We start from the raw sequence: 16,193 nt of genomic DNA, 5'->3' as shown, positions 1-16,193 counted from the left end.
CGCGCCGAAGAGCCATGGAACACCTTGAAAGCACCGACATGAAGACCTCCGGCAGCCGCCTGCTGTTGTACGCACCCGTGCCGCTCTACGCCGGGAAAGACGGATACCTGCTGGAAGACCAGGCCTGCAACGGACTGCGCCTCTGGGCCGAAAACTTCGAACAGGTCACGGTGATGCACCCGCTGGAGCCCGGCACCCCGCCACCGAGCTGGATTCCGGTGCGTTCGTCGGCCGTCGACCTGGAGCGCGTGCACCTCGTCGCCCTGCCATCGGCCTACCGCCCCGACCGCTTCTTCCGCTTCCTGCCTTCGGTGCGCCGCCAGATCGCTCAGCTGATCGACGAAGCGGACTACCTGTCGTTCTCGATTGGCGGGCTCTTTGGCGACTGGGGTTCGGTGGCCGCCCTGGAAGCCCACCGCAAGGGCCGGCGCTTTGCCGTCTGGACCGACCGGGTGGAGTCCGAAGTGGTGCGACACGAGGCCCGCGCGGCCCGCACCCGCAGGGCGCGGCTGAAAGCATCGATCTACCACCGGCCGATGGCCTTGCTGGAGCGGGCCATCATCCGGCGCTCGGCCCTCGGGCTGTTCCATGGTGCCGAAACCTACGCCACCTACGCGCCCTACGCCTCACAGGCTGAAATCGTCCACGACATCCACCTCCGCGAGGAGGACCGCATCCCGCCCGATGCCCTCCGCAACAAGCTGCAGGGTGTCATGGAAGGCCCGCTGCACATCTGCTATCTCGGCCGGGCCGACGTGATGAAGGGTGCCGACGACTGGATCCAGGTGATGGCTTCGCTGAAGGAAGCCGGCGTCGATTTCCGCGCAACCTGGTGGGGGGACGGCGAACGTCTGCCGGAGATGAAGGCGCAGGTGGAGCGGCTGGGACTGACCGGGCAGGTCGCGCTGCCCGGCTTCATCAGGGACCGTGCGGCCATCCTCAAGGTTCTGCGCGAGGCCCAGGTGTTCGTGTTCTGCCACAAGACCCCGGAGTCACCGAGAAACCTGATCGAAGCGCTGGTGTCCGGAACCCCGTTGGTCGGCTACGACAGCCCATTCCCGAAGGACCTGATTTCCGCCCACGGCGGCGGCCTGCTGACCCCCAAGGACGACATCGGCGCACTGGTGTCCGGTCTGGCCGGCCTGGCGCGGGATCGCCAGCGGCTGGCGGATCTGATTGGCCGGGCCGCGCAAGATGGTCACCCCTTCAACGACGTCGCAGTCTTCCGGCACCGCAGTGAGGTGATTCGTGCCCACCTCTGATGTTCAGTACGCGCATCTGCGCGAACTGCTGTGCAAACGTGTGACGGACTACGGAGAGCACGCGGCCTACGTGTTCCTGGGGCACGGTCTGGAAGCCAGCCACACGCTGAGCTACGCCGCGCTTGGCCAGTCGGCCGATGCCATCGCGAAGCGTCTGCGTGCGCGCATCGGGCCCGGAGACCGGGTGTTGCTCGCGTTCGACAACCACCTGGACGCTGTGCAGCTGTTCTGGGGTTGCATCCTGGCCGGTGCCATCCCCGTCCCGGCACCGGCGCCGGACAACAGGAATGGACGTACCAGCGAATCGCGCTTGCTGGGCATTGCCAACGATGCGGACGTGGCGCTGGCCATGACCGATGAAGGACACATCGAAACCGGCCGCACCCAGATTCCCGGGCGGACCTGGTGCACGCTGGGTGCCCTGCTGAACGAGACGCCGCAGAACGACGCGGTGGCGTCAGCGCCCGAAGGCCTGGTCGAGAGCCCGGTGGCGTACCTGCAGTACACATCCGGGTCCACGAGCGCCCCGCGGGGCGTCGAGATCACCCACCACAACGTGATGGCCCAGTGCCGGTCGCTGGTGAGCGGGGCGGACACGCCCTGGATGAAGGCGCTGGTCTGGCTGCCCTGGTTCCACGACTACGGCCTGGTGCACGGGGTGCTCCAGCCGCTGTACTCCGGGGGTACCTCGTTTCTGATGTCGACCGTGCAGTTCCTGCTGCACCCCCTGAAGTGGCTGGATGCCATTGCCATGCATGGCGTCACCCACAGCGGGGCACCCAACTTCGCCTACGCCGCCTGCGTGCAGGCACTGGCCCGCTCGCCCGGATGGAATGCCCGTCTGGACAGCTGGCGATACGCCACCTGTGGCGCGGAACCCGTGCGTGCCACCACGCTGGAAGCGTTCTCGCAGGCCTTCACGCCGTTCGGGTTCCAGCGTACGGCGCTGGCACCTTCCTACGGACTTGCGGAAGCGGTGCTCGCGGTCACCGTGAAGAACGCAACCACACCGCTGCAACAGGTCACGCTGGATGCGCAGGCCATCGAACGCAACGAGGTGCGACCCACCGCCCCTGAAGCGACCGGCACCAGAACGCTGGTGGGTTGCGGACCGGCACTGCCGGGCTTCCAGCTGCGCATCGTCGATCCCGACACCAGGACGCCCTGCGCCCCCGACCGCATCGGTGAGATCTGGGTGGCCGGACCGAGCGTGGGCCGGGGCTACTGGGGACAGCCCGACGCCACCGCCGAGCACTTTGGCGGCACCCTCGCCCCCGAAGTTGCCGACCCCACGCACTACCTGCGCACCGGCGATCTGGGTTTCCTGCACGGCGGCGAGCTGTTCGTCGCCGGCCGGCGCAAGGACCTGATCATCGCGAACGGCCGCAACCTCTACCCCCAGGACCTGGAGCAGACCGCCGAGTCGGCGCACCCCGGCATCCGGGGCGGCGGCGTCATCGCGATTTCGGTGGACAAGGGGGCGCGAGAGGCCGTCGTGATGCTGGTCGAGTGCAGCCGGCGCCCATCGCCGGACGTGGTGCGGCAGCTGGTCGATGCCGTCCACAAACGGGTGGCGGCCGAACACCAGGTCGATCTGCACGACATCGTTCCCCTGCGGACCGGCACCCTGCCCCGAACCTCCAGCGGCAAGCCGCAGCGCAACGCGGCCCGGCGCCTCTACCTGCAAGGGCGGCTGGAGCCGCTGCGCCTTTCAGCGCAGACGTTCTCGCAGACTGCGCCGTCGCCCGACCTCCCCGCCGACGCCGCGCTGCTCGACACCCTGACCCTGCTGTGGTCCGAAATCCTTGGACACGAGGTGATCGACCACGATGCGAACTTCTTCGACCTCGGTGGAGATTCGCTGCTGGCCACACAGCTGGTCTCGCGTCTGCGCACAAGGCTCGGCCTGGACCTGCCCATCAGTGCGGTGTTCGAGACCCCCACGGTGCGCGGACTCGCCGAGAGGCTGGGGCAGCTGTCGGCCGCGCCGAACAGCGCCGTGGCGAGCCCGCCAGTGCCGGCGGCGGCCACACCGGCAGCCGCGCGCGGCCCCGGCAGCCGGCTGGACCTGTCGTTCTCCCAGGAGCGCATGTGGTTCATGCACGAACTGGCGCCACAGAGCAGCGCGTACAACATCCCGCTGGCCATGCGGCTGAAGGGGCCGCTGGAGGTGGCGGCCCTGCAGGCGGCGCTGGATCGCGTGGTCGAACGCCACGAAATCCTCCGCACGCGCTTTGTCAAGACGGCCGACGGCGTGTTTGCCGAGGTGGTGCCGCCCCCGGCCGTGCCCCTTCAGCAGGTGCGGCTGGCCACCGACGGACGCGGTGTGCCCGACGAGCTGTTGCGCCGCCATCTGGCCGATGTCACCTGCCAGCCCTTTGTGCTGGACCAGTGCCCGCTGGTCCGGGTGCAGCTCATCCACCTGGCCGAACACGATGCGGTACTGCTGATCGTGATGCACCACATCATCAGCGACCAGTGGTCGTTCGCGGAGCTGGGTCGGGAGCTGGCGGCGCACTACAGCGCCCTGGTGTCCGGGTCTGAGGCCTGCCTGCCCGAGCTCCCGATCCAGTACGCAGACTACGCGCGCTGGCACCGGGACTGGTTTGAACAGACGCGTCGGGCGAGCGAGCTGGCGTACTGGTCAAAACGCCTGGAGGGCCTGGAGCCACTGCCGCTCAACAACGACCTGCCGCGCCCGCTGGAGCAGAGCTTCCGCGGTGCGGCGCTGCGTCTCCCGCTGGAGCAGGAGCACATCGCCGGCCTGCGCGCCCTTGGCGCGGCGCACGGAGCCAGCCTGTCCATGGTGCTGATCGCGGCGCTCAAGGTGCTGCTGCACCGGCACACCGGCAAAACCGACATCGGCATCGGCGTGCCCATTGCCAACCGGCATCACCTGGCCTCCGAAAACCTCATCGGCACCTTCGTCAACACCCTGGTGTTCCGGACCGATCTGGACGGCGACCCGGACTTCCTCACGGTGCTTTCCCGTGTGCGCACCGTCTCCCTGGAGGCCTTTTCGCACCAGGACATGCCGTTCGAGGTGCTGGTCCGCGAACTCGCGGCCAGGCCGGACAGCAGCCGGCAGCCGCTGTTCAACGTGCTCTTCAACATGGTGAACACGCAGGCCCGGGACTGCCACTTCGAAGGCCTGACCTGGTCGCGGCTGGACTTCGACCGGGCGTCGACCCAGTTCGACCTGAGCGTGGTGGTCGACGTGATGTACGACCAGGCCTTCACGATCGAGTACGCCACCGACCTGTTCGTGCCGGAAATGGTGCAGCGCATGGGCGAGCACCTGTTGCAGATCCTGCGCATGGCCGTGCAGGCGCCGGACTCCCGCGTGGCCACACTCCCGCTGCTGGGCACGGCCGAACGCGAGCGCCTGAACCAGTGGTCGCATGGCCCCGTCGAGGCACCCGCCGCCGCATCGGCGCACGCCTGGGTGGCCCGGGGATTGCTGCAGGCGGCCCAGCGGCCCGCGCTGGTCCACGGCGCTGCGCGGCTGACCCACCACGAGCTGGACGAGGCCTCGAACCGGCTGGCGAGGCTTCTGCGCCAGCGCGGCATTGCGCGGGGTTGCCGTGTGGGCGTCTGCCTGCCCCGCAACCACGAACTCGTGGTCGTGCTGCTGGCCATTCTCAAATCGGGCGCGGCCTACGTGCCCCTGGACCCGGACTATCCCCTGCAACGGCTGAGCGACCAGATGCAGGACGCCGAGCTGGCGCTGCTCGTGAGCCACAGCTCGGTGGCGCTGGAGGGTGGGCAGACACCGCGCCTGCTGGTCGATGGGGACCGCGCACAGATCGACGCCACCGCGGCGCACCGGCTACCGGACGATGCCCTGCTGGATGCCCGCCCCGAAGACCCGGCCTACCTGATCTACACCTCCGGCTCCACCGGCCGGCCCAAGGGGGTCGCCGTGCCGCACCGGGCCATGGTGAACCTGCTGGAGAGCATGGCGCGCGCGCCCGGCTGCACCGTGCACGACCGGTTGCTGGCCGTGACCACCCCCAGCTTCGACATCGCCGTCCTGGAGCTGTTTCTCCCCCTGGGCTCGGGCGGCACCGTGGTGGTGGCCAGCCAGGCCGATGCCACCGATGGCCGGGCGCTGGCCGAGCTGCTGGCGCGGGAGGAGATCACCGTGCTGCAGGCCACGCCGTCGCGCTGGCACCTGCTGCTCGACGCCGGCTGGGCCGGCAACCCGCGGCTCAAGGCGCTGGTGGGCGGCGAACCCCTCACGCCCGACCTGGCCTCCCGGCTGCTCGCCCGGTGCGGCGAGGTCTGGAACATGTACGGCCCCACCGAAACCACGGTGTGGTCCAGCTGCTGGCGGGTGTCGCCGGACGCCGTCCAGGCCATTGACCTAGGGCGCCCGGTGCTCAACACCTCGGTCCAGGTGCTCGACCCGCACCTGCAACCCTGCCCGATCGGCGTGCCGGGTGAGATCTACATCGGCGGCACCGGCGTGGCCATCGGCTACCACCGGCAGGCGGCGCTGACCGCCGAGCGCTTCATCGACCAGCCCGGTGCAGCGGACCCGCTTGTCACGCGCATCTACCGCACCGGCGACCGCGGTCGCTGGCGGTGCGACGGGTCGCTGGAACACGGTGGCCGGCTCGACGACCAGATCAAACTGCGCGGGTTCCGGGTGGAACTCGGGGAAATCGAGTCCCGACTGCTCAGCCACGAGGCCATCGCGCGCGCGGTCGTCATGCTGCGCGAAGACGCGCCAGGCCAGCCCCGGCTGGTCGCCTACGTGGTGCCCAGGGGCGCCATGCCCACCCGCGAAGACCTGCGCGAGCACCTGCGCCGCTGGCTGCCCGACCACATGGTGCCCGGCCTGTTCGTCGAGCTGGATGCCATTCCCGTGCTGCCCAACGGCAAGACCAACCGCCGGGCACTGCCGCCCCCGTCCGCCGAGGCGTCGCGGGCGCGCACCCCGCCCACCCCTCCCCGCAACGCGACCGAAACGACCATCCTGTCGATCTGGCAGGCCGCCCTGCAGGTCGAGGCGATCGGTATTCACGACAACTTCTTCGACCTCGGCGGGCACTCGATCCTGGCCGTGGGCGTGGTCAGCCGCATCGAGGCGGCGCTTCAACGGCCGTGCGCGCTGGCCCTGCTGTTCAAACATTCCACGGTGGCGGAACTGGCCGAGGCGCTGTCACAGACCGTGCCCGAGGACCACAAGGACATCCCGGTGGCGGTGCTGCAACCCCGTGGCCAGGGCCCCGGCCTTTTCCTGCTGGCCGGCGCCGAGATGTACAGGCGGCTGGCGCAGCTGCTCGGCCCGGACATGCCGGTGTATGGCGTGTTCTCACAGACCGAAATCGACCTGCTGGAGCAGCCAATGGACCTGGCGCCGCCCGTGGTGACCGTGGAGACGCTGGCGCGGGAATACAAGGATCTGATCCGAGGCATCCAGCCGCACGGGCCTTACTTCCTCGGCGGCTTTTCGATCGGCGGCCTGCTCGCGTTCGAGGTGGCACGACAGCTGCAGACCGAGGGCGAAACCATCGGTCTGATCGCCTTGCTCGACTCCAAACTGCCCGGGCATGGTTTCAAGCACCTGGTGGCGGGCGTGCTCCGGCGCCTGCGCCTGCTCCGGCGCCAGGGGTTCGGGCACCTGCTGCACATCTACCGCGTGTACCGCCACGAGAGCGAGCACCGCCACGAACCCGGCAGCCGCCGCGTCCACATCTATGCGAAGGCCATGCGCGACCACGAGGCCCTGCCCTGCGATCTGCCCGCGGTGTTCCTGCAGGCCGGTGACGACCGTTCCACGGCTCCGGCCTATGGCTGGCGCTCGCTGCTGCCCCGGTTGACCATCGAACGCGTCCCTGGCAAGCACATGGACATCCTGGAGCCCCCACACGTGGAAGTGCTGGCCGCCGCCATGCGCCCACACATCGCCGAAGCCCGACGCGCGGGCACTTCCGCGAACCAGACCGGTCATACTGCGGCGCCTCCTTCAACCCGTGCCTCCACCACATGATGCTGAAACACTCGTTGAAATACCTGCTCGCCTTCGCGCTCACCGCCTGCGGATGGCACAAGTCGCTCGACCAGGCCGAGCTTTCGGCCCTGTACACGCAGCCGCTGTCACCGCCGGACAAGCCGCTGCGCGTCTTCCACATCGGCCACAGCCTGGTGAACAAGGACATCCCCATGATGCTGGAGCAATTGGCGGGCACAGGGCACGACCACCGCTCGCAGCTGGGCTGGGGCGCCTCGCTGAGGTCGCACTGGGAACCGGACGTGCCAGTCAACGGATTCGAGGTCGAGAACGCGCACCCCCGCTTCCAGGACGCGCGCCAGGCTGTGGACAGCGGGCAGTTCGATGTGCTGGTGCTGACCGAGTCGGTCGAGATCAAGGATGCGATCAAGCACCACGACAGCCCGCAATACATCCGTCAGTGGGCACGGGCGGCGCGGACAGCCAATCCCAAGATCCGCGTCTACCTCTACGAGCTCTGGCATGAACTGAACGACCCCAAGGGATGGCTGGAGCGGCTGGACGAGGATCTGAGCCTCTACTGGGAGGGTGTGCTCCTGGCCAGGGGTCTGGCGCACGGCGACACAGGCGGTCCGGTGTACGTCATTCCCGCAGGCCAGGTGATGGCCCGTCTGGTGCGGGAGGTGGAAGCCCGCGGTGGCGTCGACCGGCTGCGATCGCGCGAAGACCTCTTCTACATCAGCGACGAGGGCAAGCGCGACATGATCCATCTCAGCGCGCTGGGCAACTACCTGGTCGCCCTCACCCACTACGCGGTCCTCTATCACCGCCCGCCGCCGGCGGAGCCACAGGCCATCCGGCTGGTCGACGGGACACAGCTGCCCCCCATCTCGCCGGAACTGGCCCGCCTGATGAGCGAGGTGATCTGGTCGGTGGTGACCAGCTACCCCAAGACCGGCGTGGCACAGCGCGGCAACTGATGCCGATGTGCATGCCGTGCTGCCATGAGGCTGTCGCCGCACCCCGCAAAGCGGTGACCTACCTCAACCAACTTGAGGACCACAGGGCCCGGCCAGCCCTGCTGGTCTGCCGTTGATCGCATCGGAAACCGATACATTTGTTCCATGGCACTCTCGAAGAGACCCCAACGATCCATCCTCAAGCGCCGCGGGAGCATTTCCACGGCGGTGCAGGCCGTGGTGGACGTGGTGGCCGTGATGGCCCTGTCCCTGCTGCTGATCCAGAAACAGATCGGTACCGTCACCCCGCCCTATTCCGTCCTGCTCCTCCTCCTGGCCATGGTGATGGTGTTCGCCTACAACCAGTTCGGTGTCTACCGCAGCAACAGCAGTTTCACGCGCAAGGCGCTGACCCTCTTCAAGGCCTGGTCGCTGACATTCGGCTTCCTGCTGGTGGTCGGTTTTGTGACCAAGCAGACCGATGTGTTTTCGCGCCTGCTGCTGGGGCAGCTGTTCATCGCGGGCTATCTGCTGCAGGTTTTTCTGCAATACCTCAGTCGCGAGATCCAGATCCGGGTCATGGTCCACGCAGTGCCCGCCGAGAACGTGCTGATCGTCGGAACGGGCAAGCTCGCGAGCTATCTGCAGAACAAGATTTCGGGCAACCCGTGGCTGAACCAGAAGGTGGTGGGTTGTCTGGAGCTGCCCTCCGCCGCACGGGGCAGCGAGGCCCGGGCGGGCGCCACCCTGTATGAAAGCTCGGACTTCGCATCGCTCAAGGAACTCAACATCATCGGACCGCTCGACCAGATGCTGTCCATCATCGAGCGCCACGACGTGCGCACGGTGTATTTCGCCATCCCCCTGGGCGAGTCCGACCTGATCGAGGACCTGTATTTCCAGCTGCTGGACCGCCATGTCTCGGTGCACTGGGTCCCGGACATCTTTTCGCTGCTGCTGGTCAACCACAGCGTTCGGGAAATCGCAGGGCTGCCCGTGCTGACCCTGTCTGAAACGCCGCTGACGGGCACCCGGCTCCTGCTCAAGGCCCTGGAGGATCGCATCCTGGGCCTGCTGATCCTGGTGCTGATCTCTCCGTTCCTGCTGATCATCGCGGCGGCCATCAAGCTCGACAGCCAGGGCCCCGTGTTCTTCCGGCAGGCGCGCAAGGGATGGAGCGGTCGGGTGTTCCACATCTGGAAGTTCCGCAGCATGTATGTGCACCAGCCCGAGGCCGGCGTCATTCGCCAGGCCACGCGCAACGACCCCCGGGTCACCCGTGTGGGGGCGTTCCTGCGCAAAACCAGTCTGGACGAGCTTCCACAGATCTTCAACGTGCTCGTGGGCGAGATGTCGCTGGTGGGGCCGAGGCCGCACGCGGTGCAGCACGACGAGCTGTACTCCAAGGGCATCAATGCCTACTTCGCCCGCCACAATATCAAGCCCGGCATCACGGGGCTGGCCCAGGTGCGCGGCCTTCGGGGCGAGACCAGCGAGATCGAGCGCATGCAGGAACGCATCGAGTCGGACATCGAGTACATCAACAACTGGTCGCTGTGGCTCGACATTTCCATCCTGCTGCGCACCCTGGGCGCACTGACGGGCAAGAATGCGTACTGAACTCGCCAGGCCGGTGGAAGGTGCACAGACCTTCTGGAACTACGCACCCAGCCAGCCGCGCCCGCGCATCATCGTGGCCCGCTGGCGGGCCCGCCGAACGCGACAGAAGCCCCCCGTCTGGAAGCCCCTGGTGCCGGTGAGCGGCGCCGGTCGCTGGCTCATGTACTTCCTGTACGCACCCCAGGGCCAGCTGGCGACCCAGCACCGGTTCACACTCAAGCGCCTCGCAGCCGAGGATGCCTCGGTGATGATCGTGTGCGCCTGCCCCCACGGCCACCCGGTGCTCGATGAGCTGAAGCGGCACTGCGATGCGCTGTACTGGAAAGGGACGGATGGTTTTGACTTCTCGGCGTACGCGATCTGCCTGAGCGAGCTGGCACAACGGGCCCCAGGCTCAGATGTGCTGATGTTCAACGACTCCGTGCTCGGCCCCTTTTTGCCGCTGACTCCCTTTGTCGAGCAGGCCCCCTGGCGGGTGGCGGGCCTGAGCGCCAATGCGCTCGAAGAAAACCACCTGCAGTCTTTTGCCCTGATGGCCCGGCAGGTCGACGCAGAGCTGCTGCAAGTGATCGCGCCGGTGATTTCCACCGAGTGGTGCTACGACTCCTCCGAATCGGTCATCCTGCTACAGGAGACCCTGCTGGCCCGGGTGGCCAGCCCACACATGAGCGTGGGCGCCTATTGGTACACCGACGGCTCTCGCCATTTGGACCTGTGCCTGAACTGCCCCGAGCAGATGATCGACGCCGGCTTCCCGCTGCTCAAGCGCTCGCTGTTCGGCAAGTTCGTCGGCCGCTTCCAGAGCATCGCCTCGATGCAGGCGTTGCTGCACCGGCTGGATCATCCGGCCGTGATGGGGTTTTCACCCAGAAAAGACTGAGCCTCCCGCAGGGCCCTGGGCGCGTTTCTGCCGTTACGCGACGTCGCCACCACAGGGGTCCTGGGTCACCCGGCCAAGTCCAGGGTGCAGGCCGCTCATGCGCCAGGCCAGGCGGGCTTCGGAAAAGCGCCCGTTCCGGTCTTGCGCATGCTGTGCGTTCATGTTGAAGCGCTGCAGGCGGAAGGGATCTGCCCCGGGCACATTGCTGCCCCAGAGGGTGGTGACGGCCGCCCGGTAGCCGGCCTCGCGGGCCTGAGCCACGCACCGCGAATCAAAAGACCCGTTGGGATAACAGAAGGTGGTCACCGGCGTGCCCAGCACGGCTTCCAGCCTCTGGCGGGAGCCGGCGATCTCGGCGCGCAGTTCGTCGTCCGTGCACTGCGGCAGCAGCGCGTGGGAGTGGGAGTGGCTGCCAATTTCGTGACCGCGGGCCACGAGGTCTTTCATCTGCTCGACACTCATGAATCCGTCCCAGGCGGGCCGCTGCGCGGGGGGCAGCACGCCGCTGGCGCGCCGCATCCAGTCCTCGCGCTGCGCGGGGTTCCAGCGCTTCGTGTGCTCCAGCGCAGCTTCAACGGTGAGGTGGCCCGCCGCACCGCCCAGCTCCCCCTCAGGGTGCAGTTCGGCGAACAACGCGATCGCTGCGTCGCGCTCAGTGGATCCTGACCGATTGCCCTGTCCCGTCGAATGCTTCACCAGCCAGGCAACCGAGACCGCCATGGTGTCGTGCCACAGCGGCGTGGCGTCCTCCAGCACCTGGCTGGGCACATAGAAGCTGGCGGTCACGCCGTTCTTTTCCAGGACAGGCAGCGCGTTCTCGTAGTTGTCGAGTTGGCCATCGTCAAACGTGATCGCCAACAAAGGCCGTCCGGCTCCCTGACCTCTCTCCCACAGCCCGAGGGCGGCATCGAGCGACAGGCACTGGAAATGGCGGGTGAGAAACCGGAGGTGGTCGTCCAGTTCATCCGGGGTGACGGCGAGACCCGGCAATGGGTAGAGCCGCCGCTGCGGTTCGGTCAGGACGCGGTGGAAGGTGACGACGGAGAGCCTTTGCCCGAGCCGGACCGACGGCGCGGTCACGCGGGTCATGGACAGCGCCTGGCCGCAGGTGTCCCGGACCAGGGCCTTGAGGGTCGAGACTGCGCTCATGACACCCACTCGCTGTATGCGTTCACGCGCTGGCCCCGGCGAGTGGCGAGAAGATCTCACGCAGCTGTCGCGCCGACCGGTCGACATCGTGCCGTTCCAGCGCCCGCGCCCGGGCCCCTTCGCCCATGGCCTGGAGCTGTAGGGCATCCGTTTCGATGCAGCGGCGCATGGCCTGCGCCAGTTCCAGCGCGTTGCCGGGCGCCACGATCCAGCCGTCCTGGCCATCGCGCACCAGTTCGGGAATGCCGGAGACGCGCGTGGCGATCACCGGCCGCGCACAGGCCATGGCCTCCATCAGCACCACAGGCAAGCCCTCGGCAAAGCTGCTGAGCACCAGGGCGCGCGAGGCCTCGATCTCCTTGCGCACATCGGCACCCGAAATCCAGCCGGTGATGCGCACCCGGTCCTCCACCCCGCGCAGCTGGCAGTGCTGTTCGATGGCGGACCGGAGCTCGCCGTCGCCAGCCAGCACCAGCTCGGCATCCACGCCCTGGCTGCGCAGCTCGCCCAGTGCGTCGATCAGCACGAACTGCCCTTTCTCCGAACTCAGCCGCCCCACACAGACAAAACGCCGCACCGCGTTGAACGGCTTCGCGGGAGGTGCACGGTAGCCCTCGTCCAGTCCGCAGTGCACCACCGAGATCTTCTTCCAGTGAGGGGGCTCCACCCAGCGGCACAGCTGGCTGCGCCCGTACTCGCTGACAGCGACCACGTGCGCCGCGCGGCGTACTTTCTCGGGAATGCCGATGAACTGCGCGGCGTCCGTCTCCACCGTGCCGTGCGCGGTAAAGCTGAAGCTGCCACCGTTGATCTGCGCCGCCAGCATGGCCACCGCAGCCGGGTTCGAGCCGAAGTGTGCGTGCAGGTGAGGCACTTTCTCCTCGTGCATCCAGTTCCCGACGATGCAGGCCTCGACCAGATAGGCCACATGGTGCAGCAGACTGCGCTCCGCGCGGCGGGACAGCCGCCAGGCTGAGCGCGCTGCACCGAAGAAGGTGCGCGGACGTCGCACCATGGCACGCACCACGTGGGCAAGCGTGGAGGCGGCACCCGCACCGAGCACATAGCGCGTGCGACGCAGTTCCTCGACGTCCGCCGAGTCGGGGCTTCCGTCGGACGGCCCCCGGATCGCAAAACGCAGCACGTCGACACCCTGCCGCTCCAGCGCTGCGATTTCTCTGCGGATGAAACTGTGGCTGACCTTCGGATATTCGCTGATGAGGTAGGCCACCCTCATGGCGCGGACTCCACAGACATACCATGCCGCCGCGCCCACGATGCCAGCGCATAGAGGCACCAGATCCGCGTCCAGTAGAGACCCGGGGCGCCCGCCCGATAGGCGCGCCAGAGGTCGGCCACCTCGTCCGGCGCCAGCCCCACGCTGGCCATCAGGGCGCGGTCGGTGAGCACCGCGCCCACTTCCGAGCCCAATGCGCCGAGCAGCCAGTGGTCGTAGGGCAGCTCGAAGCCCGATTTGGGCCGGTCAAACAGGGCCGGGTCCAGCCCCTGAAGCCCCGCGCTGCGCAGCATCGCCTTGGAGCGCACCGGATGGAAACGGATGTCGTCCGGCAAGGACGCCACCGCCTCTAGCAACTGCTGATCGACCAGCGGCAGACGGGTCTCGATGGAGGCGGCCATGCTCGTCGAGTCGGCGTCGCGCAGCAGGCGTTCGCCCAGGAACAGGCGCTGTTCCAGCATGGCAATGGACGACAGATCGCTGCGCCCGTCCACCTCGGTGCGCAGCGCCGCGACCACCTCGGACGGCAGCCCCCGGTAGCCCGCCTCCAATCCCTGCCCTGCCGTGCCCAGCAGGCTGCGGTGGGTGTCGGGCAGAAACAGTGCGTAGGCACATTGGTAGAGCGCCAGCAGGTCGTCCCCGGCGGCGACCATGGTCGGCAGCTTGGCCCAGCGGGTCTGAGGCCTGAAGGCCCCACTATCGGGCGCCTTCCAGCGCGCAAACGCCCGCGCCCCGGCGTTGCGCAGACCACCCGGAACGAAGCCGAGGCGGCGCGACCACGCCGCCATCGCAGGAAGGTCGCGGAACGAGGTGTAACCGCCGAACAGTTCGTCGCCCCCGCTGCCCACCAGAGCCACTTTGAAGCCGGCCTGCGCAACGGCCTGCGACATGAAGAACGAATTCAAACCATCAAAGCTCGGCTGGTCCAGACTGCCCATGGCCTCGTCCAGCCGGTCGACAAACCCCTCCTGGCGCAGGACGATCTCGTGGTGCTGCGTGCCGATCGCCTTGGAAACGACCCGGGCGATCTCTCCTTCGTTGCGCTCCTGCTCGGCAAACGCCAGCGTGAACGAGTGCACCGGGTCGCGGGAGACGCGTTTGGCCACATTGGCGATGGCGGAAGAGTCCACCCCGCCCGAGAGGAAGACCCCGAGCGGCACATCGGACGCAAGGTGGCGGCGCACGCTGTCTTCGAGCGCCATGGCCACGTCCTGGTCGGTCGATTCACCCGTGCGCGGCAGCGCGGCCTGCGTCCAGTAGCGCTTGCGCCGCAGCTCGCGACCATCCTGGGCGTAGACCCTCATCTCGCCCGGCCACAGAGACTCAATGCCATCGACGATGGTTTCCGGCGCCACCGTGAACCCGTTCCAGACCATGCTGGCCACGGCAGACCGGCGCAGACGGGGCTTGCGCAGCAGCCCGGAACGCAGCAGCGCGCGCACTTCGGACGCAAATGCAAAGGTCCAGTCACCCGATGCGTCGGGGTTCCTCATGAAGTACAGCGGCTTGATGCCCAGCGCGTCGCGCGCCAGCAGCAGCTCGTTGCGGCGCGGGTCCCACACGGCCAGCGCGAACATGCCACGAAGCTCCTGCACGGCGTCGAAGCCATGCATGCTGATGAGCCGCAGCATGGCCGCGGTGTCACCACTCGACCACAGGGTCTGGCCCTGGGCGCCCAGCGCCCTGCGGATGTCGATGTAGTTGTAGATCTCGCCGTTGAGCACGGTGACGTCGCCGCGCTCGGGGTCTGTCATCGGCTGCGAGGCTGCCGAGGTGAGGTCGAGAATCGACAGCCGCCGGTGCCCGAGCATGACGCCCCAGCCACGGGCATCCGCCGGTCCCATCCAGATGCCGTCGCCATCCGGGCCCCGATGCGCCATGGCGTCCGTCATGCGTTGCAGCGCGAGGCGGTTCGCCTCACCGACGCGTCCAACAATTCCAGCAAGGCCGCACATCAGGCACGCCCCGTCAGTTCGCGCGCCGCGCGTGCTTTGCCGACCAGCAGCGCCCGGAGCTGGTAAGCGCGCAGAAAGCGCCGGAACTCCGGGTTGTCGTAGCGCGGCTTGCGCTGCAGGGCGGCCTTCAGCCAGCCCCACAACATCGCAGCACTGCCCAGCACATAGGGTTTCTGGTTGGCACGCGACAGCGCGCTCGCCGCCATGAACAGAAAGCCGGTCCCCATGAAGTACTGGCCGTAGCCGTGGCGCATGCGGCCGGTGTAGATGCTGTCCTGGCTGGACCCCATGGGTCGCAGGTGCACGAAGCGCAGTTCGGGGTCGTCCCAGCTGCAGGCGATCCAGCCCTTCATGCGGCACTGGTGGCAGTCAATGCCGTCCCACATCACCTCGCGCACAAATCCGCCAATAGCCTCGAAGCAGCTAACCCGGTAGAACTTGGTCATGCCCAGCGACGTTTCATCACCGTGGCGCTCTGGAATGAGTTGCCCACCCTCCTCCACATAGGCCTTGCCGCTGCAGGTGGCGATACGGGGCTCGTCGGCCATGCGCTGCATCAGGATCTCGAAGTACCGGGGTGGCAGACGCAGGTCCAGATCCAGCTTGCAGACGAACTCGTAGTCCTGCGGGTTGATCGCTGCATATCCTGAATAGAAGGCATCCACGACCCCCGGGCCTACTGCGCGGTGACCACGGTCCTGCCGGGTGACGATCTGGATCCAGTCGTGGCGGGCAGCGTATTCGGCCAGGATCTGTGGCGTCGCATCGCTGGAACCGTCATCGACGATGACCCAGCGGGCCGGGCGAACAGACTGGCCCACCACGGTGTCCAGCGTCTGGCGCATATACTTCGCCTCGTTGCGGCACGGCGAGATCAAAACATAACGCTGTGTCATATGGGGGTTATGCACATCTTGGGTAGGGGCCCGAGACTGAGTCGGCAGTATTCAGCTGGGTACTGGAACGGATGGTACACGCAACAATTTGTACCTGTTCCAGCGCAAGCGCTCGTGACACCGCCACCAGGAGCAAGAACCCTGGTTTTGGGGATGCCAGCCGTTCAACAGGCCAGATACGGCCGCTACCGGGTGAAGAACGGCCCTACCCAATCGGACGGTAGCAGCTTGTATGAGTTGCCGTACTGGTTGATATTGGGCACGCCACCATCGGCA

At 67.4% G+C, this 16,193-nt stretch carries 9 protein-coding genes; 5 read left to right on the top strand and 4 right to left on the bottom strand.

Features of this window, described 5'->3' with window-relative positions:
• Positions 1-14: 14 nt before the first annotated feature.
• The 5 genes from HFL01S_RS22220 (at position 15) to HFL01S_RS22200 (ending at position 10,680) form a co-directional block, all read left to right on the top strand.
• A complete protein-coding gene (locus HFL01S_RS22220; protein WP_218008662.1) occupies positions 15-1,262 on the top strand; it encodes a glycosyltransferase in 1,248 nt (415 codons plus the stop codon).
• A complete protein-coding gene (locus HFL01S_RS22215) occupies positions 1,249-7,260 on the top strand; it encodes a non-ribosomal peptide synthetase (RefSeq protein ID WP_066262923.1) in 6,012 nt (2,003 codons plus the stop codon). Before HFL01S_RS22220 ends, HFL01S_RS22215 begins: the two co-directional genes overlap by 14 nt.
• Positions 7,257-8,201 carry a hypothetical protein gene (locus HFL01S_RS22210; protein ID WP_218008661.1) on the top strand — a complete coding sequence of 315 codons (945 nt, stop codon included), beginning with the start codon at positions 7,257-7,259 and terminating at the stop codon, positions 8,199-8,201. The genes HFL01S_RS22215 and HFL01S_RS22210 overlap by 4 nt, the downstream gene beginning before the upstream one ends.
• A gap of 144 nt (positions 8,202-8,345) precedes the next feature.
• The gene (locus tag HFL01S_RS22205; protein ID WP_066262920.1) at positions 8,346-9,800 is read left to right on the top strand and encodes an undecaprenyl-phosphate glucose phosphotransferase; all 1,455 of its coding nucleotides are present in this window, start codon (positions 8,346-8,348) and stop codon (positions 9,798-9,800) included.
• Entirely contained in the window at positions 9,790-10,680 is an 891-nt protein-coding gene (locus HFL01S_RS22200; RefSeq protein WP_157539034.1) for a hypothetical protein, read from the top strand. Before HFL01S_RS22205 ends, HFL01S_RS22200 begins: the two co-directional genes overlap by 11 nt.
• Before the next feature lie 33 nt (positions 10,681-10,713).
• Here HFL01S_RS22200 and HFL01S_RS22195 read toward each other — a convergent pair whose 3' ends face one another.
• The 4 genes from HFL01S_RS22195 to HFL01S_RS22180 are packed head-to-tail and all read right to left on the bottom strand — an operon-like array spanning position 10,714 to position 15,917.
• Entirely contained in the window at positions 10,714-11,829 is a 1,116-nt protein-coding gene (locus tag HFL01S_RS22195) for a polysaccharide deacetylase family protein (RefSeq protein ID WP_066262916.1), read from the bottom strand.
• A gap of 22 nt (positions 11,830-11,851) precedes the next feature.
• Positions 11,852-13,066 (bottom strand): glycosyltransferase, encoded by a 1,215-nt coding sequence (locus tag HFL01S_RS22190; protein ID WP_066262914.1) that lies wholly within the window; start codon positions 13,064-13,066, stop codon positions 11,852-11,854.
• Positions 13,063-15,021: an asparagine synthase (glutamine-hydrolyzing) gene (gene asnB / locus HFL01S_RS22185; RefSeq protein ID WP_066262911.1), complete on the bottom strand. Its 1,959-nt coding sequence runs from the start codon at positions 15,019-15,021 to the stop codon at positions 13,063-13,065. The genes HFL01S_RS22190 and asnB overlap by 4 nt, the downstream gene beginning before the upstream one ends.
• A complete protein-coding gene (locus HFL01S_RS22180) occupies positions 15,021-15,917 on the bottom strand; it encodes a glycosyltransferase family 2 protein (protein WP_066262909.1) in 897 nt (298 codons plus the stop codon). The genes asnB and HFL01S_RS22180 overlap by 1 nt, the downstream gene beginning before the upstream one ends.
• Between the last annotated feature and the right edge of the window lie 276 nt (positions 15,918-16,193).

The organism is Hydrogenophaga flava NBRC 102514 (genome assembly GCF_001571145.1).
Classification (GTDB): domain Bacteria; phylum Pseudomonadota; class Gammaproteobacteria; order Burkholderiales; family Burkholderiaceae_C; genus Hydrogenophaga; species Hydrogenophaga flava.
Note: the sequence above shows the minus strand (reverse complement) of the source record. Positions and strands in the feature narration are given on the sequence as shown.

Coding starts and splice junctions, on each gene's coding strand:
- HFL01S_RS22180 (WP_066262909.1), bottom strand. CDS start 15,917: ATGACACAGCGTTATGTTTTGATCTCGCCGTGCCGCAACGAGGCGAAG.
- HFL01S_RS22205 (WP_066262920.1), top strand. CDS start 8,346: ATGGCACTCTCGAAGAGACCCCAACGATCCATCCTCAAGCGCCGCGGG.
- HFL01S_RS22195 (WP_066262916.1), bottom strand. CDS start 11,829: ATGAGCGCAGTCTCGACCCTCAAGGCCCTGGTCCGGGACACCTGCGGC.
- asnB (WP_066262911.1), bottom strand. CDS start 15,021: ATGTGCGGCCTTGCTGGAATTGTTGGACGCGTCGGTGAGGCGAACCGC.
- HFL01S_RS22200 (WP_157539034.1), top strand. CDS start 9,790: ATGCGTACTGAACTCGCCAGGCCGGTGGAAGGTGCACAGACCTTCTGG.
- HFL01S_RS22220 (WP_218008662.1), top strand. CDS start 15: ATGGAACACCTTGAAAGCACCGACATGAAGACCTCCGGCAGCCGCCTG.
- HFL01S_RS22210 (WP_218008661.1), top strand. CDS start 7,257: ATGATGCTGAAACACTCGTTGAAATACCTGCTCGCCTTCGCGCTCACC.
- HFL01S_RS22190 (WP_066262914.1), bottom strand. CDS start 13,066: ATGAGGGTGGCCTACCTCATCAGCGAATATCCGAAGGTCAGCCACAGT.